The organism is Paenibacillus chartarius, assembly GCF_042432825.1.
GTDB lineage: Bacteria > Bacillota > Bacilli > Paenibacillales > NBRC-103111 > Gordoniibacillus > Gordoniibacillus chartarius.
The window spans coordinates 40089-65177 of the sequence record NZ_JBHLWN010000098.1; the positions used below are offsets into that span (position 1 = coordinate 40089).

Annotated in this window: 15 protein-coding genes and 1 riboswitch; of the genes, 9 read left to right on the forward strand and 6 right to left on the reverse strand. The window is 56.6% G+C overall.

Features of this window, described 5'->3' with window-relative positions; translation table 11 throughout:
• Window positions 1-113: 113 nt before the first annotated feature.
• Complete coding sequence (locus tag ACFFK0_RS24190) at window positions 114-1598, reverse strand: phosphodiester glycosidase family protein (RefSeq protein WP_377472946.1); 1485 nt, start codon at window positions 1596-1598, stop codon at window positions 114-116.
• A gap of 177 nt (window positions 1599-1775) precedes the next feature.
• On the opposite strand from ACFFK0_RS24190, the gene ACFFK0_RS24195 reads away from it, so the two are divergent.
• Both ACFFK0_RS24195 and ACFFK0_RS24200 read left to right on the forward strand, forming a co-directional pair.
• Entirely contained in the window at window positions 1776-3776 is a 2001-nt protein-coding gene (locus ACFFK0_RS24195) for a M1 family metallopeptidase (protein ID WP_377472947.1), read from the forward strand.
• Window positions 3777-3791: 15 nt separating this feature from the next.
• Complete coding sequence (locus tag ACFFK0_RS24200; protein WP_377472948.1) at window positions 3792-4610, forward strand: hypothetical protein; 819 nt, start codon at window positions 3792-3794, stop codon at window positions 4608-4610.
• A 188-nt stretch (window positions 4611-4798) separates the two neighbouring features.
• Here ACFFK0_RS24200 and ACFFK0_RS24205 read toward each other — a convergent pair whose 3' ends face one another.
• Complete coding sequence (locus ACFFK0_RS24205) at window positions 4799-7948, reverse strand: Ig-like domain-containing protein (RefSeq protein ID WP_377472949.1); 3150 nt, start codon at window positions 7946-7948, stop codon at window positions 4799-4801.
• A 305-nt stretch (window positions 7949-8253) separates the two neighbouring features.
• A riboswitch (cyclic di-AMP (ydaO/yuaA leader) is annotated at window positions 8254-8418 on the forward strand.
• A 3-nt stretch (window positions 8419-8421) separates the two neighbouring features.
• On the opposite strand from ACFFK0_RS24205, the gene ACFFK0_RS24210 reads away from it, so the two are divergent.
• From ACFFK0_RS24210 to ACFFK0_RS24235, 6 genes are all read left to right on the forward strand, one after another.
• Entirely contained in the window at window positions 8422-8892 is a 471-nt protein-coding gene (locus tag ACFFK0_RS24210) for a C40 family peptidase (RefSeq protein ID WP_377472950.1), read from the forward strand.
• A gap of 186 nt (window positions 8893-9078) precedes the next feature.
• Window positions 9079-13554, forward strand: a complete 4476-nt coding sequence (locus ACFFK0_RS24215) for a carboxypeptidase regulatory-like domain-containing protein (protein WP_377472951.1) — start codon at window positions 9079-9081, stop codon at window positions 13552-13554.
• Between the two features lie 143 nt (window positions 13555-13697).
• Window positions 13698-16094, forward strand: a complete 2397-nt coding sequence (locus ACFFK0_RS24220; protein WP_377472952.1) for a helix-turn-helix domain-containing protein — start codon at window positions 13698-13700, stop codon at window positions 16092-16094.
• Window positions 16095-16295: 201 nt separating this feature from the next.
• Complete coding sequence (locus tag ACFFK0_RS24225) at window positions 16296-17939, forward strand: extracellular solute-binding protein (RefSeq protein ID WP_377472953.1); 1644 nt, start codon at window positions 16296-16298, stop codon at window positions 17937-17939.
• Window positions 17940-18014: 75 nt separating this feature from the next.
• Entirely contained in the window at window positions 18015-18971 is a 957-nt protein-coding gene (locus tag ACFFK0_RS24230; RefSeq protein ID WP_377473020.1) for an ABC transporter permease, read from the forward strand.
• Between the two features lie 22 nt (window positions 18972-18993).
• The gene (locus ACFFK0_RS24235) at window positions 18994-19881 is read left to right on the forward strand and encodes a carbohydrate ABC transporter permease (RefSeq protein ID WP_377472954.1); all 888 of its coding nucleotides are present in this window, start codon (window positions 18994-18996) and stop codon (window positions 19879-19881) included.
• Window positions 19882-19997: 116 nt separating this feature from the next.
• Here ACFFK0_RS24235 and ACFFK0_RS24240 read toward each other — a convergent pair whose 3' ends face one another.
• Window positions 19998-20594 carry a TetR/AcrR family transcriptional regulator gene (locus ACFFK0_RS24240; protein WP_377472955.1) on the reverse strand — a complete coding sequence of 199 codons (597 nt, stop codon included), beginning with the start codon at window positions 20592-20594 and terminating at the stop codon, window positions 19998-20000.
• Entirely contained in the window at window positions 20569-21399 is an 831-nt protein-coding gene (locus ACFFK0_RS24245; RefSeq protein ID WP_377472956.1) for an alpha/beta fold hydrolase, read from the reverse strand. The genes ACFFK0_RS24240 and ACFFK0_RS24245 overlap by 26 nt, the downstream gene beginning before the upstream one ends.
• A gap of 225 nt (window positions 21400-21624) precedes the next feature.
• On the opposite strand from ACFFK0_RS24245, the gene ACFFK0_RS24250 reads away from it, so the two are divergent.
• Window positions 21625-22998, forward strand: coding sequence for a stalk domain-containing protein (locus ACFFK0_RS24250; RefSeq protein ID WP_377472957.1), 1374 nt, complete (start codon window positions 21625-21627; stop codon window positions 22996-22998).
• Window positions 22999-23150: 152 nt separating this feature from the next.
• On the opposite strand, the gene ACFFK0_RS24255 is transcribed toward ACFFK0_RS24250, so the two are convergent.
• The gene (locus ACFFK0_RS24255; RefSeq protein ID WP_377472958.1) at window positions 23151-23405 is read right to left on the reverse strand and encodes a hypothetical protein; all 255 of its coding nucleotides are present in this window, start codon (window positions 23403-23405) and stop codon (window positions 23151-23153) included.
• A gap of 109 nt (window positions 23406-23514) precedes the next feature.
• Window positions 23515-24966, reverse strand: a complete 1452-nt coding sequence (locus ACFFK0_RS24260; RefSeq protein WP_377472959.1) for an aminotransferase-like domain-containing protein — start codon at window positions 24964-24966, stop codon at window positions 23515-23517.
• Between the last annotated feature and the right edge of the window lie 123 nt (window positions 24967-25089).

Consider the following 25089-nt stretch of genomic DNA (forward strand, 5'->3'; position numbering starts at 1 on the left):
GATCGAGGCCTATTGGAACTCCGCGCCGCCAGTCCGCCTGGTTGCATGTCCGGCAGCGTGTCCCAACACAGAAAAAAGAGGCCGCCGCAGCTGCCTCGTCATGATTACACAAACTATGGTTGTACCGTTTGCGGCGGCGCGGCCGGTGTCGCCGGCCTAGCCGAGCCCGATCCGGCGGCTGCGCCAGTCGCCGCGCCCGCTGCTGCGGCAGGCGCTGCGCCGCCCGCCGGGGCGCCAGCCGCAGGCGAGCCGCCTGCGGCACCTGACCCGGGCGCGCTGCCCGCAGCGCCCGGCGTGGCCTGCGGCGCCTGCCCGGCGGCGCCGCCTCTGCCGCCAGCGGGCTGCTGCGCAGCGCCCGCCGGCGGCCCGTCCGCACCGTACGTCCCCGACGTCACGGTGCTGCCGCCCTTGCCCGCCCCCGCGCCCGTGGCGCCGGGGGCCCCATCGCCCCCCGCCGAGCCCGCGGGGGCTTCCGCCTTCGGCGCGGGATTGCGCGCCGCCTGCTCGCGCTGCCTCCGGAGCTCCTCCTGGAACTCCGGATGCGAGGCCGCGCCGCCCGGGTCGATCTTGGCGAGCCCGGCCCACGGGTTCGTGACGACGACCGAGTCCGGATCGTCGAACACGAGGAACGCCGACGGCAGCCGCCGCTCGCCATACCGGCTCGACGGCCTTGTCACGAGCTCGCCGCCTACGACAAGCTCGGACGAAGCGCCGCCGTCCAGAAACCCTGCATTGATCACGCCCTGCGCCAGAAACAAATCCTGCACTTCGCGCAGTGTAGCGCCGATACTCCAGTTCGCCTGGCGTCCGTCGATGACGATGAAGATGACCGTCCCGTCCGCCTTCTGGCCGACCGCCGTCCGCGGCTGCTTGCCCGTTCCGCCGTCCCCGCTCGTTATGAGCGGCTTGCCGTCCAGAATGACCCGCGGGTAAAACGACGCCGCCTCCTTCACCTGCAGCGACCGCAGCTCCTCGATCGTGTAATTGCCGACGACCAGCTTGCCTTCCGCCGTAAAACCGACGATCGGCTGTTTGCCCCCGCCGCCGTCATACAGCAGCTCCGAATCCGAGACGATCATCCCGATCGGGGCGAACCCGTTGCCGAGCCCGTCCGGATCGTCAAACCCGCCGGCGTTGACCCCCGCTACGGCGCCCGTCCGCTCTACCATTTCCGTGATGCGCTCGCCCATCCCCGGCTTGGCCGGTACGACCATGCGGATGCTCGTCGGGTCGTAGACCCACATCATTTTCCCCTTGTAGCCCGAGCCCGAAATATCCTCCACCCGAATGAGCTCTTCCTTGCTGCGTGTCTGGCGGGGCGTGACGGTGACCATATCGAACTGCTGCTCCGCCTCTCCCATCTCCTCGATTCGCGTCCAAAGCGCCTGCACCATCCGCTCCCGCTCGTCGCCGCCGACGAGCACCCAAGCGTACCACCGATGCTGCGTCATGATGACCGTCTCCGCCAGTTTTTCCCTTATGAACGTGCCGGGGGGCGTCCAGTACAGAAACGTCGAGCAGGCAAAAGCCAGCACGCTGAGCGCCATCAGCCATTTTTTATACCAGGACCAGCCGTCCAGCCATATCCGAAGCTGCATGTTCCATATCCGACTCCTTCATCTATCCTCCCTACAACTATTTGACAAGCAATCTGCCAAACCCTTCCTCGTTGTATGAAAATCATATGAATGTCCGCGATATTTGTCCAAGCCGGAAATAATCGAACGAGCCCCGACATATACATGACGTAGATGCTTGTCAACGGGGTGAATAGGATGATCACAACCACACGGCGCAAAGCCGTCCACTGGCTTTTGCTCCTGCTGGCAGCCGGCGGCATAGCCGGACTGTCCGAGTACGCGATGCAGCAGTCCCCTTCCCGCCATACCTCCATACCGACACAGCAAGACAGCTCGGAGCCCGTCGCCGAGCAGCCTTCCGCCCCGCCCTCGTCGCCGGCGCCGGTACCGAAAACGGAAGTGCTGAGCGACCGGATCGTCGAGTACCACATGAACGTAGAGCTGGCCGCGGAAACGAAGGAGCTGAAGGGCAGCCAGAGCGTCACCTGGCGCAACCCGGGGTCGCAGCCGGTGCAGGAGGTGTATCTGCATCTGTATGCGAACGCCTTCGAGTCGAGGAAGACGACGTTCATGCGCGAATCCGGCGGCCAGCTGCGCGGCGACAAAGCCAAATCCGACTCCTTCGGCCGCATCGACCTGCAGACGATCCGCACCGAGGACGGCACCGATCTGTCTTCCCGCATGCGGTACGTACAGCCGGACGACGGCAACAAGGACGACCGCACGCTGCTTCAGGTTAAGCTGCCGAAGCCCGTAGGACCTGGACAATCCGTCACGCTGCGCACCGAGTTCCTCGTCAAGCTTCCGTCCGTCTTCGCCCGGATGGGCTATGTCGACGATTTCGTCATGGCGGGCCAATGGTTCCCGAAGCTCGCCGCCTACGAAACCGCGGGTACGCGCGGCCGCAGCGCCGACGGTTGGAACCTGCACCAGTATCACGGCAACAGCGAGTTTTACTCGAATTTCGGCATCTACGACGTGCGCATCAAAGTGCCTTCCGCTTACACGGTCGCGGCAACCGGCTTTCCGACGAAGCCCGCGGTCGACGACGGAGCCGTCAAGACGTATCAGTTTTACGCCGACGACGTGCATGACTTCGGCTGGGCGGCATCGCCCCATTTTAAATATTACGAAGAGCCCTACTCCACAACCGGCGTACCCGGCGTCAAAATCAAGCTGTACCTCGATCCCGCTCACGACGCCTTCAAGGCCCGCTACATGACGGCGGCCAAGAAGGCGCTCGCCCGCTACAGCTCGTGGTACGGTCCGTATCCGTACTCGACGCTCTCCATCGTCGTCCCGCCGGAGGGCGGAAACGGCGCCGGCGGGATGGAGTATCCGACGCTCATTACGTCTTGGGCCGCCGGCAAGGAAGAGCCCGATCTGGAGCTCGAGCGCGTCGTCGTCCATGAGATCGGTCACCAATACTGGTACGGCATGGTCGCCTCGAACGAGTTCGAGGAAGCATGGCTCGACGAAGGCTTTACCTCTTATGCCGAAGACAATCTGATGGCCAGCGAATACGGGTCGGTCTCCAATCTGCCGATCCAATCGAGCTACATCACGACGCCTGCGGCTCTGAAGGAAAACGCTTGGGAGTACCCGGATCACGACGTCTATGCCGACAACGTATACACACGCGCCAAGCTGGTGCTGACCGCGATCGAGAAGCAGATCGGCAAAGATCAGATGGATCGCGTGCTGAAGACGTATTTCCAGCGCTGGAAATTCAAGCACCCGTCGACCCAAGACTTCCAGACTGTGCTCGAGGAAGTGACGAAGGCCAAGTGGGACGATTTCTTCGACCAATACGTGTACGGCGGGCTAATGACCGACTACAGCGTCGACGCCGTCGTCTCGAAACCGACCGGACTGGGCGGTGCGAATGCTTACGACAACACCATCGTACTGCGCCGTCATGGCGGAACGACCCCGGCTGTGCCGATTCACGTGCACTTCACCGACGGCCGCGCGGCCGACCTCGTCTGGGACGGCAAGGGCCAGCAGACCGATCTGAAGGTCAGCTCCGCCGCGCCGGTCGATTGGGTCATGATCGACCCGTCGCATCAGCTGGTGCTGGAGAACCGGCATATCAACAATTACTTGCGGACCTCCATTGATCCGGTATGGAGCGTTCGCTGGAATCTCGGCGCGACTCAGCTCGTCGAAGCTGTGCTGCGCTGGATCGCATGGTGAGGAGGTGAACGGAGCATGATGAATTGGATTCGTTCGGGGCTGAACAGCGCTCTGCGCCAGCCCTTCGCCTTGGTGTGCTTGTTCGTCTACGAGCTGCTGTGGGGATTTATTTTGTACCGCTACGTATCGTCGCTTCTGACGCCGCTGCTTCACCGTTACCCCGGGGAGGGGCTGCCTTCCGGCGCCGGGCAGCTGTTTTATGCGGAGAGCCATTTTCGCCTCACGAAGACCGATTTGATCGAGCCTTACTTGTGGACGTTCGCCGTGCTTCTCGCGTTACGCATGATCGTCACGCCGCTGCTTAACGCCGCCGTCTTCTATTCGCTGGAGCGGAGAGATCTGAACGCGGGGTACCGGTTTTTCCGAGGCATCAAGGAGCTGGGCGGAATTTACTTCCTGTACTACGCGATCCTCACCGTGTTGATCGCCGCTCCGCTGCCGTGGCTGTTCGGCATCGTCGGCTCGCTGTACGAAGCTCACTTTTTATCCGACCGTATGCTGCTTGCTTTGCTCCCTTATGCCGGAGGGTATTTGCTATATGTGTTCCTGCTGCAGCTGCTGTTCATGTACGTGCAATTCGGCCGCGCCGCCGGTGTACGGATGATGCCGACGCTGTTGTGCTGGCTCGGCAACGTGCACCGCGTCGTCCTCATCGCCTTGGCGGTCGGCGTCATAGCACTTCTCTTCGGCATTGTGGCCGCAACTGTCTCTTATGTGTGGGCCGGCCTCGCCGCTCTGATCATTCATCAGCTTTACCCGCTCCTCCGAATGCTCTTCAAGCTGTGGGGCATCGCCTCGCAGCATGCGCTGTGGCACGATAAAGCGAAGGCATAGACAGCTTTGGCGCCGAGGCGTTTGGGTTGATTAGGGCCGGTGTTGGGCTGGGCCCCGGTAGGTTCCGGCATGGTAGGTTTCGGCATCGTGGGTTCCGTGGGTTAAAGTTGCGGCTAAGCGGAATTTCCCCTGCCAGCACTTATAGAAAAAGAGTCAGATGCGCATCGCGCACTGACTCTTTCGTATTTTTACTTCAGTTCATCCAACATCGTCTTGATCGTCGGGTTCAGATTGAGCGTGTTCAGAATCACCGTCAGCGCTTCCGCACGCGTGGAATTGCTTTTCGGCTCGAATGCTCCGCTGCCGTTTCCGCTGATAATGCCGGCGGACGCCGCTTCTCGAATCTCTTCCTTCGCGTAGGAGTCGCCGATGTCGCCGAATGCCACAGCTGCCGCGGGCTTTGCGACCTTGTTCATGTTGACGATGCGCGACAAAATGATGACCATTTCTTCACGCGAAATCGTCTTGTCCGGACGGAACGTACCGTCGCCATAGCCCCCGATGACTCCGGCTTCGGCCAGCTTGCGGATCGCGTCCTGGGCCCAATGGTCCGCTACATCGTTGAGGCTAGCCGCCGCATTCGCGCCGCCATGAATATCGAACACGCGGGAAATAATGACGGCGAATTCAGCCCGTGTAATCGATGCGTTTGGCTTCGCCGTACCGTCCGTGTAGCCTTGAATGACATTCAGCTTAACGAACGTATCGATTGTCTTCTCCGCCCAATGTCCTTTGGTGTCCGTAGGCGCCGGTGCCGGCTTGGACTGTCGTGCTTCTTCGATTTTGGCTTCGATATTTTTCACCACGTTGTTGTCAGCCTTTACAACGCTGCTGACGAACACATCTTCCGGCTGCGGTTCTGGTTTAGCCGGTTCCGGGACAGATTCGGCAGGCTTTTCAGCTACCGGTGCAGATGGTTGCGGTGTCGGTTCCGGTGTTGGTTCCGGTGTCGGTTCCGGTGTCGGTTCCGGTGTCGGTTCCGGTGTCGGTTCCGGTGTCGGTTCCGGTGTCGGTTCCGGTGTCGGTTCTGGTTCTGAACCAGCCGTCGTCACAGTCACCGTAACGAAATTCGTACGTCCGCCAACCGTTGCCGAAATATGCGCCGTACCCGCACCCTTGGCAGTAACAAGCCCTGTAGAAGAGACTGTCGCTACCCCAGTGTCCGACGACGACCATTCCGTGACTTCGGACGTCTTCACCTCTTCCGGAGCGTTCGAGTATGTCCATTTTACAGAAAGCTGAGTCGTTTCATCCACGAGTAAGCCTGTCTTCCCCGCCGAGACGATCATATCGGAAAAATGCTTCGGCACCGACACATTCACAGTTGCCGTAACGCCATTGTACGTTGCCGAGACGACCGTGTCGCCTGTCTTCAACGCTGTAATGACACCGTCATTCACCATAGCAACCGTAGTGTCGCCAGACGTCCATACCGCGTACCCCGCTCCGGTCAGCTTCACCTTGGAGAGATCACTATAGATAGCATGCACATTATGGGTAACCGAGTCCCCTACCTCCATCGTCAGCGTATCCGTCAGCGGCGTTAAGCTCGAGAAGGTACCCGCAGGCGCTACAATCACCGTAACGAAATTCGTACGTGCGCCGACCGTTGCCGAAATTTGTGCCGTACCCGCACCCTTGGCGGTAACAAGTCCTGTAGATGAGACCGTCGCTACCGCAGTGTCCGACGACGACCATTCCGATACTTCGGACGTCTTCACTTCATCCGGGGCGTTCGTGTAGGTCCATTTTACCGCCAGCTGAGTCGTCTCATCCGTGAGCAAGCCGGTCTTCCCCGCCGAGACGATCATATCGGAAAATTGCTTCGGCTCCGACACAGTCACCGTAACGAAATTCGTACGTGCGCCGACCGTTGCCGAAATTTGTGCCGTACCCGCGCCCTTGGCAGTAACAAGTCCTGTAGATGAGACCGTCGCTACCGCAGTGTCCGACGACGACCATTCCGATACTTCGGACGTCTTCACTTCATCCGGAGCGTTCGTGTAGGTCCATTTTACCGCCAGCTGAGTCGTCTCATCCGTGAGCAAGCCGGTCTTCCCCGCCGAGACGATCATATCCGAAAATCGCTTCGGCACCGACACATTTACAGTTGCCGTAACGCCATTGTACGTCGCGGAGACGACCGTATCGCCTGTCTTCATCGCCGTGATGACACCGTCATTCACCAAAGCAACCGTAGTGTCGTCGGATGTCCATACCGCGTACCCCGCTCCGGTGAGCTTCACCTTGGAGAGGTCACTGTAGGTAGCATACACATCATGTGTAACCGAGTCCCCTACATCCAGCGACAGCATATCCGTCAGCGGCGTTAAGCTCGAGAAGGTTACCGGAGTCGAAGTCTGCTCCGCTTCCAGCACCACCACTTGGAACTCCTTCGAATCGGTCGCCGTGCCGTAAGTCAGATTCGCTGTCAGCGTTACGGCAGCATTGCCTGAGCCATAGGCGGGACGAGTCACTGTGCCGGTGTCGGAAACGACATCCGTATCGCTGCTTGACCACGTAATGCTCGTTGTGCCTTGGGCCGAGGGCAGGCCTATATCGGACACGACGTGCTCCTTGTCGGCATTCGACCTGTAATCGATGTCCAGTGCCGTCTTGTCCGAAGCCAGCACCGACGCGTCGGACATCGCTATCCCATAGGTAACTACATTACCGTCGCCGAAATAACTCCCATCAAATTCGTTCATATATGCCCATCCGTCCGTGCCGTCGGTGCCATAAACTTTTACCATCAAGTCATCTTTCTTGACTTCAACACTGGTAGGTATGGAGACGTCATTCAGGGGTGCATCGTCCCTTACCTTCAGCTTCACCTTCAGCAGCTCGATGGCACCGCCGGCCGTCAGACTCGATTCGAACATTTCGCCGTTCTCGGCTTGAATTTCGAAAACCAGGTTTCCTTCGGTAGGCCCTCCCTGGTTGACGACAATCGGCGGGCTAACCGTCTTGTTTACGCTATTAAACACACTGCCGTTAGGCACGTAGGAGCCTGGGGCCGTGTATTCGTAACGATTTAAATTGTCGTTTCGCGTTGCGAAAGATTCGCCCTCAAACACCCGATTATCAAAGGAAATAATGAACCGCATCTGAACGATATTCTCTTGATTGTCGAACGCATCCAAATGATCGGCTTTTACGCTAAGCACGACCTCGTCTCCCTGTTTGACCGACGTGCTGCCGTTAGCCTCGACCCCTATCGTCATCGGGCTCGAAGTGGGGTCCGCCTTGACGGTCCTTGCTCCGCAAAAAGCGGACAATACCAGAACAACGGCCAATAGAGCGGATGTGAACCGCTGCGTTGCCTTTCTACATTGCATAACTCTACCTCCTGATGTCTGAAATGATATGCATTGATCCACACCATTCGGCAATAATCTACATTTACCCTTTGGATTTCGACATAAACTTGAAAATCCATCAAACCATCGTATACAATTGCCGTCGCTGTCAGCCCAGCCTATACCAACGGCATAGGGAAATGATTTTTCCCACACCCATTCGACGCACTTTCCAAGCGCCCTTTTCACCGACTATGGGAACCTTGCAATTTTTTTTCGAATATATAAGTTTTATAGGAGGAATATTGTGGTTTTTGACGAATACGTAGTCTGGACAAAAAATAACCCAATAATTGCCGAATTTCCGCGGTCCGCGGAAAACGGGGGAACCAGTCTTCACGGGTGAATTGATTTCGCGACTGAGTCTATGACTCAGGCTCGTAGGGATCATAGGGCATACCTTCGACCGAACCCTCCAGCTAACCTCGTAGGCAGTGGAAGGAGCTCCTCAATTGAAGAAGGCTGTCGTTTTACTGCTCAGTTTCGTTGTGCTGTTCACGTTCCAGGTCGGTAGCGCTTCCGCAGAAACCCCGATGAACAAAACGATCGCGGGTCTGATGGGGACACCGTACAAGTGGGCCGGTACAACCACCAGCGGCTTCGATTGCTCCGGGTTTACCGCATATGTCTTCAACCAGTTCGGCATTGAGCTGCCTCACAACTCTGCGGCTCAGAACGAAGAAGGCTACTGGGTATCCCAAGACGATCTGCGCGCAGGTGACCTCGTATTCTTCAACACCAGCGGCAAGGGCATTTCGCATGTAGGCATCTATGTAGGGGACGGTTACTTCGTTCACTCCGCTACCGATAAGGGCGTCATCAAGACAGCTCTTAGCGATTCCTACTATAAGAAGCGGTATGTCTCCGCACGACGCGTGCTGTGGGACGAGCTTTACACCCAGCTGACGACAGATGTACAGTAAGATTGAGAAGCTTCTCTAGCAAACGATTGCCCCGAATGGCCTTGGCGTGAGCCGATGCATCGGGGCTTTCTTTTATTTCCAGCTTTTAACACATAGGTCTAAGGCATTAGTTGTAGAGCGATTGCTGTCGATGTGCTATGATCGAAATAGTTGAATTTTCCTAGATGTCAGGGGGTATCGATCATATTGCGCAAGTTGAAATTGCTGTTAAGCGCTTGTCTGCTGACGACCGCTATTCCGGTGTCGGCACTGGCATCCGTGAACCTGGACCCCGGACATGACGGAGTACATATAGACGATATAGTCAAAGCGATTCATAGCGGTTCCTCGGACCTTGACCTCAACCGGGACAACGTCATCGATGCGGCCGATTTTCAAATGCTGATGACTCAGATGCAGCCGGAGCAGCTCGAGCAGGTACAGCAATTCGGTACGCTTTACGGTACGGTCGTGGATGATAATGGCAGCCCGGTAGCGGGCGCGACCGTCGCCCTGAGCGACAGGGTGCAGACGATGACGGATTCCGCCGGTGCGTTCACGCTGGAGGATGTCCCGGTGACGCTGAACGGTGTGCTTCAAATCGGCAAGGACGGCTTCAATTCGGTCAGCTCGCCGTTATTTACCGTATTTGCCGGTCAAAGCGTCCGTTTCGACACGCTGCGCATCCCCTCGTTCGGCTCCGTAACTGGAACCGTCTACACGGAAGAGATGGCCCCTGTATACGGTGCGATCGCAACCATTCAGGCGGGCACGCAGACGATCACCGGCATGAGCGACGCAGCGGGACGGTACATCTTGACGAACGTGCCTGCGGGCGAGCACACGATATCCGTACAAAGCGCCGTGTACGGCACCGGTTCTACATCCGTAACCGTAAAAGCGAATGCTATGGCAGCAGCAGCGACGGTCCGCCTGATTAAGCCTGCGTCCAGCACTGCAACCCTGATCGGTTACGTCAATTCCGACGTAGGGCTGCCGATCGCCGAAGCGCAGGTAACGGTAACCGGCACGACGTATTCGGCTTTCACCGACGCGAGCGGTTTCTTTATCTTGGAACACGTTCCGACGGGCGCCATCGGCCTGACCGTACAAGCAGCGGGTTACGAAACGCGGTCCCTCACCGGCATTACGTTAACAAGCAGCGGGTATAATTTCGGCACGCTTCAGCTGCAGCCTATTCCGGCTGCAACGGGTTCGCTGCCGGTGCATGTCGGGGACGGCGCCTTGCATCTTGAAGGAGCCTACGTATCGCTGATGAACGGCGACCTCCACTTTTCGGTGATTACGGATGCCGCAGGCATCGCCCGCTTCGAAGGCATTCCGCCCGGCACGTACACGCTTCGCGCAGAGCGCAGCGGGTATGCGCCGCTCGTCACGACGGTGATCGTCGTACCGGGCGTTAACGAACTGGTGCAAGCTCCGCTCGTCAAGAACGCCGGCTCCGTAACCGGGGCCGTGTACGATCCGCTCGGAGCGCCGCTTGCCGGTATTTCCGTAAAACTATACGCCGAGAACGGCACCCCGTTCATCGCCATAACCGACGAAGCGGGCCGCTATCTGTTCAGCTATGTGCCGTTCTCCGCCGCCGATTACACGCTCGCCGTCGAGTCGCCGCTCTACATGACGGCCACGGTCGGTTCCGTCCGGGTAACGAGCGGAGACCCGGTCGTCATACCGGACCAGAGACTCGCATACAAGACCGGCAAAATATCCGGTTACGCCACAACCGACCTATCCGCTGCACTGGAGGGCGCTACGGTACAGCTGCTCAATGAGAACCATAGCGTGATTGCAACGACGACTACGGATGCGAGCGGCTACTATGAGCTGACGAATATCCCGCCGCTTGCGACGTACACCGTCCATATCGGCATGACCGGCTACCTGCCTGCGCATCCGCGCACGGTCACGATTCAGCCGGACGCCGCCGAGCTGATTGACTTTACTTTAGCCCAAGGAATCGCCGTTTCGACAGCCGATGAGCTGCTCGCAGCACTGGCGGACAGCTCCGTGGCAACGATCTTCCTCAATAACGACATTACGTTAGCGGAGCCGCTGATCCTTCAGCGAAGTGTTACGCTCTCCGGAGGCTTTGACGGGACGACGGTGCTGAGAGCGCCGTACTTCGATTTTGCCGATTCGTCACTGGAGCTTCGGATGGAGGGCTTACAGCTGACGGCGGTACCGGGCACCAGCGAAGAAACGCTGCGGCTCGCGATGGCCACCCTCGCTTCGAACATCGAACTGAGCGGCATCGGCGGAATCAACGGCACGTTGGAACGCATCCAGGAAGTCTCCTTCCCGTATCGGTCTTATTTCGCTGCAACGGATCCGTCGGGTCCAGCTACTGCGTTCGTGCATAATCAGGACGGCCTGACGTACGCGCTTGAACACGAGGACGTAAGCACCGTCTACCTTGCCGACGATCTGCTGATGTACGATTCGTACTTGTCCATCCCGGACCGCCCGATCCGCTTTACGAGCGATACGCCGAAGCTGCTTCGCGTAAAGGGCTACTCGAACCGGACAGGACTCGCCTTCGATAACGTCACGCTGTCCGACACGCTTGGCCCTCTCTTAAACGACGTATCGACGGGAATCGTACTGTGGGCGGAAGCGTCGATTCAAGCGACGCTTGACGAGGACGCGGTGCTTTACCTGGTCCCTGACGGCACTCCCATGGACGCGGCCTCAATTCTGGGTGCGCAGCTCGCCAGCACCTCCGCTCTCGCGCAAACCGCCTTATCGATCGCAACCGACGGCCTCCCGCGCGGCGATTACGTGCTGTATGCGATCGATTCGGCCGGCAACGTGTCGCCGGCGTCGGACGTGATCGAGCTGCGCAAGAGTGCCGGCAGAGCGCTCTCGGACCTTAATTCTGAGCTCGGTATCACGGGCACTGCACTGTCTAACGTCAGTATCTATGACCTGCAATCGCTCGGCATTACCGGACTGGATGTCGAAGAAATCGGCTTGTATCGCTACGCGCTCAGCAAGGACCGGGTTCGCCTGCTCGGCTTTGGGGCAACCGGCGAGTTGACGGCAGCGGTCCAAGAGCTCGTTCAAACCGCGAACGATGCCCCGGAGCTTCACCTCGCGCTGCTGCCGCTGTCCGGCGGACAAGAGGCGGCTTGGAACGGCGTTACGGCCGAAACGATGAATGGCCTTGGCATCGCCAGCGTTACGAATGAGGTGACACTACGGCTGGCTCAGCATTTGCTGGAGGCTGCGTTCAAGACCGGCGGCTACAAGCTGCTGCCGCTGAGCGAGATTCGCGCCTTAACGTCGGACCTTACGCCATTTGCCGCTTTGTCCGGGTGGAACGGCTCGCCGCTTCAACTGGATGAGGGCACAAGGCGGGTTCAGCTTCGTTTTGCCGTGAAGAATGCCGCCGGGGTTTCGCTCAAAGGGCTGCAGGCGTCGGACATCTCGCTTCAGGTCGACGGTTCGCCGCTCTCTCTTGCCGACGTATCGTTCAGCGAGCTGACTTACGACGATGCGGCACAGTTGTACAGCGTTATTTTCACGGGCGAAGCGGATGCCGTTTCGTATGTGCTGTCGGAGCTCTCCGTGAACGGCACGGCCATTCAGACGGCGGAATCGCCGCTCACCGTAACGACGCCGAACATCGCGATTCCGATCACATCGATCAGCCTCGGCAAATTCGGAGGCGGGGCCTCCAGCTACGTCACCTTGGGCTCCTACCTGCTTGGATTGAATATTGCTCCGTACAATGCAACCAATACGGACCTGACCTGGACGGTGACGCCATCCGACAATGCCTATATTGATGGCGGCGGAAGTAATTATTACCTCAATACGAGGCAATACGGGGACGTCACCGTAACCGCAACGAATGAGCGCTTCGGCGTGACGGGGAGTGCCGTATTCCACATCGTCGATATGAATGCCGCCTATGCGAGAATCAAGCAGTACCTCTCGACGGACGGCAGCAGCCCGCTTACGCTGCAGGATATCAAGGAAACGACGATCGATTGGATCGTGGACGATAACTTCGACATCTATAAGCTCGTTCTCGATGAGAAGAAAGCCGAATTCCTTGCAGCAGAGAGCGCCGACCTAATGAACTTGATGCAGTCCATCCCAATCAATTACAACAACAGCGCCAAGCTAAACCGGGCCTTGCTCGGCGATTGGAGCTCGGTTACGGCAACCGACCTGATGAATTGGGGCTTCTACTATGCCAGCAGCTCGAACGTCGCCTACGCGAAGCAGATTATTCAGGAGCAGTTCACAACCGCAAGAAATGGCAAGCTGTTTACGTCTTCCGATATTTCGGCGCTTAATACGAGCTTGCTTGCCAAATTGCCGGATGTGACGCTGTCGGGCATTACGGGCAAGAGCTACAATTGGGACTTGTCGGCTACGGTAACGTTCAAGATGTTCAACAAAAACAATGAGCCGATTAGAGGCCTTACCGCACCAGAGGTGTCGACAACGATCCTGAATATTCCTTACCTGCTCAGCGACAGCAGCCGATTCACCGACTTTGAAGAAACGTCGTCGGGCTACTACAAGTTCCGGATCCCCGCCGGCGTCATCGGTTCGCTGCTCAATCTGCAAAACTTGAAGCTGCGGATCGGTACGATCGATGTTCCGGCCTATTTGACCAATTACGAAATCCCCGGCCAAACGTCTTGACGCTTGCGCCGGACAGCCGCTTCCTTTTCTTGGGGGCGGCTTTTTCTGCTAGGCATCGTGTGGTATACTTAGGACCCGCCGCCATGTAAAATAGTACAAAGCTGATGTTCAGCAACCAGACCATGAGAGGAGGCTACCTACGGATGCGACCCGTTATCGCGCTGCGCCGCAAAAGCGTCATCGTCACATGGATGCTGTCCTATCTCGCCGTGCTTTTGCTGCCCCTTATCGTAAGCGTTTTCGTGTATATCGTCGCCAGCCGCACCCTGGAGAGCCAAATTCACGAAGCGAACGGCTCCCTGCTGAAGCAGGTCCGGGAAATGATGGACAGCTATTTTCAAGCGATGGAACGACTGAACTTCGAACTGACCTGGAACGTCCGCATGCAGGAGCTCCTCTACTCGAACAAATACTTATCCCACCCTGAAGAATACAATTATGATCTGTATCAAATCTCTCAGGATATGAGGGATTATGAAAAGGCTTACACATTTATCGATAAATTTTACACGTTCTTGAACCGCGACCAGCTGGTGATCTGGCCAAGTCTGGTGCGCGACGGCGCATACGCGTACAAGCTGCTCCATGTCAGCAGCGGGGCAGGCTACGACGCGTGGCTGGAAACCTTGAACCGACGCGACTATCTCGACTACCTCCCGCTCGTCCGCATCGACGACAGCGGCGTCCAGCACAATACCGTCGCCCTGATCAGCTCATATACGATGGACAAGAACAGCTCGCCGGCGACGAATGTCATTATGATCGACCAGGACCGCATCCTGAACTCGATCCGCAACGTCGAGCTGTTCAACAAAGGCCACGTGTTCATCCTAAGTCCCCAGAACGAGGTGCTCGTTTCGAATTCCGCGGTCTCCTTGACCGACGCACTGCCGTTCGACCGCTTTACGGACGAGCTCGAGCCGCTATACTACTGGAAGATCGGCGATAAGCGGTATGAGGTGACGGCGATTGTCTCCAGCCGCTCCGGGCTCAAATATGTATCGATGATTCCGAGCAATCTGTATTGGGAGAAGGCCGAGCTCGTCCGCAATTTGACGATTGCGAGCGCCGGTGTCAGCCTGCTCGGCGGCGCGCTGCTTATGACGTTCTTCCTCCGCCGCAACTATAACCCGCTGCGCAATCTGATGCACGCCGTGTCCGGCAATGCGGATGTGCCGCTTCCCGGCGCAGGCAACGAATTCCAGCTGCTCGAGCAGGCGATCCACCGTACATTCACCAAGCTGGACAGCATGTCCGCGCAGATCGACCGGCAGCGGCAGCTGGTGAGGTCGCATTTTATCGGACGTCTGCTCAAGGGGCGGGCGGATACGGCGGGCATTCCGATCGAAGAGTCGCTGGCGGCGTTCCACATGGCCTTCGCTTCGGACGAATTCGCGGTCATCGTCCTGGCCGTCGAGCCCAGCGAGGCGTTTGACGAACGGCTGTCGCATATGGACCCTGCCGCCAAGCGGATGCTGCTGATGTTCATCGTCACGAACGTCGTCGAGGAGCTGGCTTCGCAGCGGAATATCGGCTACGTGGCGGAGGTGGACGATGTGTTCGCATGCCTCGTCAATTTGCGCCAGAACGGCGAGGAAAACCGCGGCGAAGAGCTCATGCGCATCGCATCCGAAGCGCAGCGGTTTCTGGCCGAGTCGTACGGCATTCAGCTGACGCTGGCTGTGAGCGGCATTCACCGCACCGCCTCCGGCATCGCCCAAGCGTATGTGGAAGCGCTGGACGCGCTCGAATATAAGCTGGTGATGGGCTCCAAGGAGATTTTGTCTTACGAAGAGCTGCAGCGCCGGATTTCGTCCGCCGCGGGCCCGGAAAGCGAGGTCGGCTACTATTATCCGCTTCAAGTCGAGCAGCAGCTGATCAATTATGCCAAGGTAGGCGATTTCGAGAAAGCGAAGCGGACGCTGGACGACATAATCGAAATCAATTTCCGGCGCACGCCCGCGGTATCGGTGCCGATCGCCCGCTGCTTAACCTTGAACCTGGTCAGTACGATGATTAAGACCGTCAGCGAGATCGGGTCTCTGCAGGACAGCTTCCTCGTGCAAAATCCAAGACGAATCGAACGGCTCACGCAGTTCGATACGGTGCAGGAGATGCAGCGGCAAACGACCGAATTCCTTCGTCAAGTATGCGAGTATACGGCGGGCCTTCGCCAGCAGCATCTGCAGCAGTCCCGGCAGCAGGCGCTCGACGAGCTCGTCCGCGAGGTGAAGGAGCTGATCGGCAGCAGGTACAGCGATCCGAATCTGAACATCTCCATGATCGGCCATGCCTTCGATATGAAGCCGACGTACTTATCCAAGCTGTTCAAAGACCATACCGGCGAAGGGCTGCTCGACTGCATAAACAAGACGCGTGTGGAGCAGGCGAAGCGGATCATGGCGGAGGACGGCCAGAGCGTCACCGATGCGGCCGGCCTCGTCGGCTTTAACGACGTCAACGCCTTTATTCGGACGTTCAAGAAGTACGAGGGCATCACCCCGGGCAAATTTAAGGAGGCCGCCGAAGCGCAGTCGTAGCAAGGCTTCGCGGCTTCGCTTCGCTGTCTGAGAGCGATTTTGCCGATCGGTTTGGATATTTTGCATAGGGATGAAGGGAAACTCGCGATCGATTTGGAGGTATTGGCGATTGTCCGAAATGTAAGCGCTATCCTAGAATGGAGCCACGAGCTCAACCGCTCGACGAGAAATTTCGTACAATTGAATGGGAGGTCTGCACACATGAGACGACTCAAGCTCATCCCTGCACTCGCGGCGACGCTCGTTCTGAGCGCCTTGGCTGCTGCCTGCTCGAACGGCACGTCCGCACCGGCCGCCTCCGGCAGCGAGAATTCCGCTTCATCGGCCGCATCTTCATCTACAGGACCTACGACGTACCCGATCAAGACCGACAAGACGCTCACGTATTGGGCGGAGCTGCAAGGCAACCTGGTCGGCGTCAAGTCTTCGCTCGAGGACATTCCGTTCTTCCAGGACTGGCAGAAGCGCACCGGGGTGCCGCTCAAATTCATTACCGTTCCGAACACGAAGGCGAAAGAATCGCTCACCGTTATGCTCGCCTCCGGCGACATGCCGGACATGATGGAGTTCGACTGGGCGAAGGGCTTCCCCGGCGGACCGGAGAAGGCGATTAAAGACGGCTACATTCTCAAGCTGAACGATCTTCTGGCCAAGCACGCTCCCAACCTGATGAAATATTTGAAGGAACACCCGGAAATTGACAAAATGGTCAAAACCGACAGCGGCAGCTACTACCAGTTCCCGTTCATCCGCGGCGATACGTACCTGCAGGTGTTCCACGGGCCGATCATTCGGAAGGACTGGCTCGACGAGCTCGGCCTGCCGGTACCGGAGACGATCGACGAATGGTACACAACGCTGAAGGCGTTCAAGGAAAAGAAGGGCGCGACCGCCCCGATCACGTTCGTCGGCCAGCCTAACCCGCTGAACGACTTCTACACCGGAGATTTCGTCGGAGCGTTCGGCGTGACGAAGGACTTCTTCCTGCTGGACGGCAAGGTGAAATACGGTCCGATGGAGCCCGGCTTCAAGGAATTCCTGGCTACCTTCCGCAAGTGGTACGCCGAAGGGCTGATCGATAAAAACTTGGCGACCGTCGACATGAAGGCGATTGACGCCAACTTCGCGAACGGCGCCACCGGTGCGACCGTCGGCAACGCCGGAGGCGGCATCGGGCGCTGGACGCCGATCGTGCAGAGCAAGGACCCGAAGGCTGTACTCGTCGGGGCTCCTTATCCGGTGCTGAAGAAAGGCGATACGCCGATGTTCGGCCAGCGCGACCAGCCATTCTCCAACCAGGGCACCGTCGCCATCTCCGCCAAGTCAAAGAACGCGGAGCTTGCCGTCAAGCTGCTTGACTGGGGCTACTCCGAGGAAGGCGGACTGTTCTTCAACTTCGGCACCGAAGGCGTATCTTACAAGATGGAGAACGGCTATCCGAAATATACGGACCTCGTCATGAAGAACCCGGATAAGCTGGCTCCGGCCCAAGCGCTTGCTCTCTATATCCGCGGCAACTCGAACGGACCTTTCGTCCAGGATAAGCGTTATATTGAGCAATATTTGCAGATGCAGGTGCAGCGCGACGCCGTATCGACGTGGCAGAAGACGGACATTGCCAAGCATCAGCTGCCGCCGATTACGCCGACGCCGGAGGAGAGCTCCGAATTCGCAAAAATTATGAATGACGTCAACACCCTCGTCAACGAGATGATTCTGAAAATTATCCTCGGCGCCGAGCCGGTCGACAGCTTCGACACGTACGTCAGCAAGATGAAATCGCTCAAAATCGACCGGGCGCTGGAGATCCAGGCCGCCGCACTCGACCGGTACAATAAGCGCTAAGATGGCTTGGGGGGAGCCGCGGCTCTCCCCCTTCCCGTCGACTGAGGAGGTATTCCGATGGCAAAGCTAGCTTCGATGCGAAGCATACGGCTCGAAGGCGCCGGCGCCGAAGCGGGCGAGCAGAGCTTCCGCGCCCGCTTCATCCGCGACTTCGCGCTCAACAAATACTTGTATCTGCTAATGGTGCCGGTGCTCGTGTATTATGTCATTTTTCACTATGCCCCGATGTACGGCGCCCTGATTGCGTTTAAGGATTACTCCCCGGCCAAGGGCATCCTCGGCAGCGAATGGGTCGGGCTTGCGCATTTTCAAGATTTCTTCAGCTCGTACTACTTCTGGCGCATTCTCAAGAATACGCTGGTCATCTCTTTCTATACACTCGTGTTCGAATTTCCCGCTCCGATTATTTTGGCGCTTGTGCTGAACGAGGTGCGGAGCAAGTGGTTCAAGAGCTTCGCGCAGACCGTCAGCTACATGCCGTACTTCATCTCGCTCGTCGTCATCTGCGGCATGATCGTCAGCTTCACCAACAGCGGCGGCGTCATTAACGGGGTTGCGACTGCGCTCGGCTATGACGGTCAGGCGATGCTGCAGAAGCCCGAGCTGTTCCGTCCGATCTATGTGCTGTCCGAAATTTGGCAGAAGATCGGCTGGGAGTCGATCATCTACATCGCCGCGCTGACCGCCATCGATCAGGAGCAGTACGAAGCGGCCCGCATAGACGGCGCGTCACGGCTCAAAATGATGTGGAGCATTACGCTCCCGGGCATCCTGCCGACCATCACGATCATGTTCATCCTGCGGATGGGCAACCTGCTGAACGTCGGATTCGAGAAAATCATTCTGCTCTATAACTCCGTCACGTACGAAACAGCCGACGTCATCTCTTCCTTCGTATACCGCAAAGGTCTGCTCGAATTCGGCTGGAGCTACAGCTCGGCAGTAGGATTGTTCAACTCTGTCGTCAATCTGACGCTGCTCATTATGGCGAACCGGATCGCCCGCAAGCTGAACGAAAACAGTCTATGGTAACCGGAAGGAGGCTAGGGCCGCTATGAAAATCAAAAAGGATCACGGCTGGGCCGATGTCGCGTTCGATGTCATTGTGCACGGGCTGCTGCTGGTGCTGGTTGTCGTTACCCTGTATCCGCTGCTCTACGTCGCCTTCGCTTCGTTCAGCGATGCGGGACGGCTCGTCGCTCATCAAGGCTTTCTGTTCTACCCGCTCGGCTTCTCGCTGGAGGCTTATGTAAGCGTATTTAAGAATCCCGGCATCCTGACCGGCTATCGAAATACGCTGTTTATTCTCGTGTTCGGGGTTGCGGTCAATCTCATCTTTACGGCGATCGGCGCCTATGTGCTGTCGCGGCGGGGCGTCATGTGGAACCGAATGTTTATGATGGTCATCGTGTTGACGATGTTTTTCGGCGGCGGGCTCATTCCGCTGTACCTCGTCGTGAAGGGCGTCGGCTTGATCGACTCCCTATGGGCGACGATTATCCCATTCACCGTCAACACGTTCAACCTGATCATTATGCGGACGGCGTTCCAGTCCGTGCCCGAGAGCCTCGAGGAATCGGCCAAGATGGACGGCGCCGGGCATTTGACCATCCTGCTGCGCATTTTTGTGCCGCTGTCGATGCCGGTCATCGCGGTGATGATTTTGTATTACGCGGTGGAGAAATGGAACGGCTGGTTTTACGCGTCGATCTTTCTCAAGGATCACGACCTGTTCCCGCTCCAGCTCGTCCTGCGCGAAATTCTGATTTCCAACTCGACGGACGCGATGACCGCGAATGCGGCGAATGCCGAGCGGTTCCAGATCGGGGAGACGATCAAATACGCGACGATTATGGTCGCCACTGTGCCGATCCTGTGCGTGTATCCGTTCGTGCAGAAATATTTTGTTAAGGGTGTTATGGTAGGAGCCCTGAAGGGGTAGTTCGTGAACGGCGGTTGATCACGGAGGCGGTCCAGCTACATCTAATCCTTAGGTACGGAATAGCCCGGCCCTCATCCTGATAACAAGGTGGGGGCCGAATGGCGCTTACATCCTCTTCATCCGGTTATCCTGCCACAAAACTGTCTGATGATGTGCTCCTTGATCTCATCGACCGGGTATTTATCGGGATAAGTGGAAAGCATCAGCATCGTTCCATGCAGAGTGGAGGAGAAGTAAAGTGACCTTATCCGCGATTCCGCGCCCCCGAGCATTGCAAACATTCCGCATTGAATTTCAAATTGTTCGGCCATCGCATCATTGAGCATCTGGCTGTATTGGGACAGTACTTTGTCCTCTTCAGGCTGTGTTTGCAAATGCAGGTAGAATTTGTATTCCTTTGGACGCCGTTTCACGTTGTTAAGCGCACCATCGATAATGTGCATCAGCTGATCAGTCGGTGATTCGAGAGCAGCGGCAGTCTGCATCACATGTTTGATTTCTTCGATCCGCTTGTTTACCATTTCCGCCAGCAGCTCTTCTTTCCCTTTATAATAATTGTACATTAGGCCCTTTGAGACGCCGGCCCTTTTTGCAATATCGTCAATCGCAGCGCCGTGATATCCTTTTTCAATAAAAATCTCCATGGCAGCCGAACAAATATTTTCCTTGGCAGCTTTACGAATACGTTCATTCTCTTCCTGGGTCCGCGGCATTATCGAGTTCTCCCTGTACAAATTGTCGGATGTTATTTGCTAGTTCTTCCCCATGTGTGACGACAAGCATATGATCGGCTCCTTGGATTTCGGTAAACCGAATCGCAGGTACACGCTTGAAGTGCCCGGCGATCTTATACATGTCCGGCCATTCTATTGTACCTTGTATAAACAACGTTCTCGCGGCAATCTCCTCTAACCGCAGAATCGCAGGCGGCTCCGGCCAGAGGACTTCGAAGCTTCTCCACTCGGTAAATACCCTTGTCATGTAGTGAGCATGCAACTCACGCAGAAAATCCCGATGAGGGCTGGCCATCGCAGCGCGATAAATCGGTCCGGCTAAGGACAATTCAACAAGTTTGGAAATATCGGGAGCAGCCGCATTCACCGATGCCATATAATTGGTAAATTCCTGTGAATAGGTAAATCCCGTTAAAGAAGGAGCGATCACCACAAGCCGCTCAACCATGGAAGGAAAGGATAACGCAAAATCGGTAGCGACCTGACCGCCCATAGAATGACCGACAAGTGTGACACAATCCAGCCTCAAATGCTCGAGAAGTTTCCGCAAATCCTCCACCAGCGAGATCGGCTCCAGTAAAGCAGGCGAGCGTCCGGTTCCTCGGCCATCGAAGGTAATAACCTTGAAGGATTGCGCAAGGGTGGGTACGATGTTTTTCCACACCCTAGAGTCGACACCTCCTGAATGAATCATGACTAATGGGGATCCGTTCCCCTGGATTTCATAAAAAAGATCCACCTCAATTAGCCCCCTCAATATGAGAATTATTTCATTCCCCATCATTATAATTATGACTGAACGTACAGTCAATATAAAACAAAACAATCACCACGGCGGTTTTCTTATGGTCAAATATCAACATTAGAATTTATCCTGGCCTTTGCTGAAAGGATTTTAGTAACATTTTTGATCAATGTGACTTATAATCAACAGAGCTATAGGGGAATTTCAGCTATTATAGCAGTAGGAACAACCATATCTATTTGCTTTCTGCGATGGAGGGTTAGCATGAAGAAAAGACGCTTTGCTGTTCAGGCCTCGAAAGTAACGATGGCACTAGCCTTAATTTGTGGGGGACAGGCAGTACTGGCAAAAGCAGTGCATGTTGCTCCTGCGGTGCAGGCAGCATCGGCAGCTGCTAATACCGTTATGGTGGATGGGCATGAATATTCCGAAGATGTTGTTGAAGCATTAAACTACTATAACGGTATTCGTGAAAAGATGGGTGTTCAGAAGGTAAAGCTGAATCCCTTTATGCAGATAGCTGCCGAAAATCATCTTGCTTACCTTGAGGCAAACAACTTCGTTTTTAGAGGTCCAGTGTCTGCGCATAGGGAAGAGGCAGGAAAACCGGGGTTCACAGGTGTGAGTTTTGCCGACAGGCTAGCAACTGTCGGTTTTAGTAGCAGGGCAGCTTGGAAGGTGTATGAGAATGTCGCTTCCAATCAGGCTTCAGCGTTTACGTCGATTGATAACTTAATGAACATGCCGTATCATCGCACTCCAATGATGGATCCTGCTATAACGGAATTTGCCTTTGCACATAAAGGTGAAACTAGTGTGTTGACTTTCATTAGGCCCGCGTCAGGCACCGGCCTTTCGGTTTACCCTTATGACGGGCAGAAAGATGTTCCTGTCAGTTTTTATGGACCATCGGAAAACCCAAATCCGCTAACTCAATTCGGCTTGGAAACTTCCGGTTATATTGCGTCATACGCGGATATTGGTAACATATTCACAGACGTAACCGCATCCATGAAAGACAGTAAGGGCAACAGCCTTGAAATCTTCAAACTGAAGGATAACCATACTTGGCACATCATCCCTAAGAACGAGTTAGCCCACGGCGAAACTTACACGGTAACGGTGCAGGGCAAAACTTGGTCGTTCACGACTGTTTCGGATGGAACCACTCAACCCGCAACGCCAACCAAGCCGCCTGCGACGTCAGAGAACCCGCCTAGAAAGTTCAACGCCGACGATGTTGGAGTTCGTCTTGAAGGCAGGTATATCGACTTGACTCCTAGAGCCAAAGTCATCAACGGCAGCACATTTATTCCTTTGCGTGGAGTATTTGAGTCTATGGGAGCCACCCTTAAGTGGACTCCTGCACCTTCATCTGTTGTCGATTCCACTGGCAGGTCCAAAAAGCCTGAGTATCAAGGTATTGTGAACATTAGAAAAGGCGACACAGAGATCGAGATTTATATCGGCACCACTAGGGCGTTTATTAACGGTATTGAGGCCGCCTTATCGATTGCACCGTTCATCTCTGATGAAGGTGCCGCTTATGTCCCGCTAAGGTTCGCTTCCGAGGCTTTAGGCGCTGAGGTTTCATGGGAATCGGATACCTATACAGCAGTCATCGGCACAGCCCAATAACCCCAATAACCTCATTGACTCAGAGTCGGGCGCATGATGCGCTCGGCTAGTAATAACGGCCGAAGTAACGAATCCTTGTTCTACAAGCAAAGAAAGCGTGACAGGGCCCCCGCGGCAAAATCGCCGAAGGGCCCCGCTCTGCTCGAACCAGCTTACAGCCGGCAATTCGGAAACGGCAAAATATCCGCAATCTCGTCGAGTGCATAATGGAATGTCGCAAACTGGAACCCGTACAAATACTGCAGCACTTCCACCTGGCCTCTATCGACGTTGCAAATGACGCCGGACACTCCTTGGCCGTTGATCAAGCTGATGCCTGCCGGCTGCCCCATCAACCGTTTCGCTTTAACCGCGAGGCCGGGCGGCTTCCCTCCTTGAAATGACCACGGATTCGTCGGATTACGCATAATGGTTATCCCGTCCCTTCATTACTGAGCATGATATGAGCCCAGTATATGCGGCGGGGGCTTAAAGGTTTCTACCTTTGGAAGCGGCGTAATACTAATCGATTTCACCCTAAAGGCTGCGCAGAGCGCTGCCAAGTCTTGCAATGCCTTCTTCGATCAGATTGTCGTTGACCGAAGCATACGACAATCGCAAATACCCCTTCTCCGCACCGTAAATCAATCCGGGCATGACGATCACGCCGCTCCGTATGCATGCCTCAAACAGCTCTTTGTCCGGAACCGGCGAGCGGAGCTTGAGCCAGATGTAGAACCCTCCCTGGGGGGCGTTGGGCGCGAATCGGGCGGTGCAAGCTGCGGCATGCTTACGGATCGCCTCAAGCATGACGGCCCGGCGACGGGCAAGAGCATCCGTCACAAACGCCAGATGGCTCTCTGCTTCGTCCGAAGCCAGCCATCTCTGCGCAAGCCGTTCCCCTGGATGACTCGTTGTGTAGCCCATGCGGCTTTTCGCTTCCGCCAGACGCTCGGCAATCGGGTAAGGCGCCGCGATCCAGCCTATTCGCATCCCTGGAGATACGGTTTTGGACAATGTGCCCAAGTAAATGACCGACTGCTCGGCGCCGGGCAGCGCCCTAATCGGAGCCGGCAGAGAGGCTCCGGCGCTTAACGAAAGCCGGCCGTACGGATCATCCTCTACGATGGGCAGCCCCAGCTCCGTACACAGCTCAAGCAGACGCCGCCTGCGGGCAAGCGGCAGCGTCGTACCGGTCGGATTCTGATAGGTCGGATTGACGAACACCATCTTGATCCGATGCCTCCGGAATAGCTCCGGCACGAGCTCCGGAATCAGACCGTGCTCGTCGACATCAAGCTTGACCATGCGGATTCCCGCCGGGGTAAAGACTTGCATCGCATACAGATACGACGGCCCTTCCACGGCAACGGTATCTCCAGGCTGCAACAGCGCCGAGACGATCAAATACAGCGCATGCTTGACTCCCGCGGTGACGATCAGTTGGCCGGGAGCCGCCCCGATCGACAGCTGCCGGCCCAAATATGCAGACAATGTCTCGCGCAGCCAAGCATCCCCGCGGGAATTCGTCCAATAGCTGAACGGCCTGTCATAGTCGATTTCCCCCGACAATTGGGCTAGGCGGGCAAGGGGCATCAAGTCCGGCGACAGCTCGCCAAGGCTCATATTGACGATGCCGGGCAGCGAGAGCGCTTGGCCAATCCGCTTGTAGTACGGCTCCGCCGGATGGAACAAGCTGCCGCCGCCGTACCTCCGCCAGTTCGGCGCCTGTCTCTCCGAAGTGTCCCACAACAACTCGCTGACTCTCGTACCGCTTCCCTGAACCGATGTGATCAGCCCCCTCGCACGCAGCTCCTCATACGCCGCCGAGACTGTGCTGCGGTTGACGGCCAGCTGCAGCGCCAGCTCGCGCTCGGGCGGCAGCCTGTTCCCTGGGGGAAGCTCTCCGCTTACAATTTTCCGCTCGAAATAATGGACGATTTGATGATAACCCGGCTTTCCCGCGGATATCTCCAGCTTCCAGTTCATCTGCGCTCCCACCTCTTAACGAACAGTATAGCGGATCCATCAATTGGCTGGGCAACATTCTTCCAATTGGCCGATGCACATCATCATCCCGTCCGCTATACTGACGCCAAGTTCACAAAATTA

What these genes read in the sequence shown, in the direction of transcription:
- ACFFK0_RS24190 (WP_377472946.1), bottom strand. Translation starts at nt 1,598, where the DNA reads ATGCAGCTTCGGATATGGCTGGACGGCTGGTCCTGGTATAAAAAATGG.
- ACFFK0_RS24195 (WP_377472947.1), top strand. Translation starts at nt 1,776, where the DNA reads ATGATCACAACCACACGGCGCAAAGCCGTCCACTGGCTTTTGCTCCTG.
- ACFFK0_RS24200 (WP_377472948.1), top strand. Translation starts at nt 3,792, where the DNA reads ATGATGAATTGGATTCGTTCGGGGCTGAACAGCGCTCTGCGCCAGCCC.
- ACFFK0_RS24205 (WP_377472949.1), bottom strand. Translation starts at nt 7,948, where the DNA reads ATGCAATGTAGAAAGGCAACGCAGCGGTTCACATCCGCTCTATTGGCC.
- ACFFK0_RS24220 (WP_377472952.1), top strand. Translation starts at nt 13,698, where the DNA reads ATGCGACCCGTTATCGCGCTGCGCCGCAAAAGCGTCATCGTCACATGG.
- ACFFK0_RS24225 (WP_377472953.1), top strand. Translation starts at nt 16,296, where the DNA reads ATGAGACGACTCAAGCTCATCCCTGCACTCGCGGCGACGCTCGTTCTG.
- ACFFK0_RS24230 (WP_377473020.1), top strand. Translation starts at nt 18,015, where the DNA reads ATGCGAAGCATACGGCTCGAAGGCGCCGGCGCCGAAGCGGGCGAGCAG.
- ACFFK0_RS24235 (WP_377472954.1), top strand. Translation starts at nt 18,994, where the DNA reads ATGAAAATCAAAAAGGATCACGGCTGGGCCGATGTCGCGTTCGATGTC.
- ACFFK0_RS24240 (WP_377472955.1), bottom strand. Translation starts at nt 20,594, where the DNA reads ATGCCGCGGACCCAGGAAGAGAATGAACGTATTCGTAAAGCTGCCAAG.
- ACFFK0_RS24245 (WP_377472956.1), bottom strand. Translation starts at nt 21,399, where the DNA reads ATGATGGGGAATGAAATAATTCTCATATTGAGGGGGCTAATTGAGGTG.
- ACFFK0_RS24250 (WP_377472957.1), top strand. Translation starts at nt 21,625, where the DNA reads ATGAAGAAAAGACGCTTTGCTGTTCAGGCCTCGAAAGTAACGATGGCA.
- ACFFK0_RS24255 (WP_377472958.1), bottom strand. Translation starts at nt 23,405, where the DNA reads ATGCGTAATCCGACGAATCCGTGGTCATTTCAAGGAGGGAAGCCGCCC.
- ACFFK0_RS24260 (WP_377472959.1), bottom strand. Translation starts at nt 24,966, where the DNA reads ATGAACTGGAAGCTGGAGATATCCGCGGGAAAGCCGGGTTATCATCAA.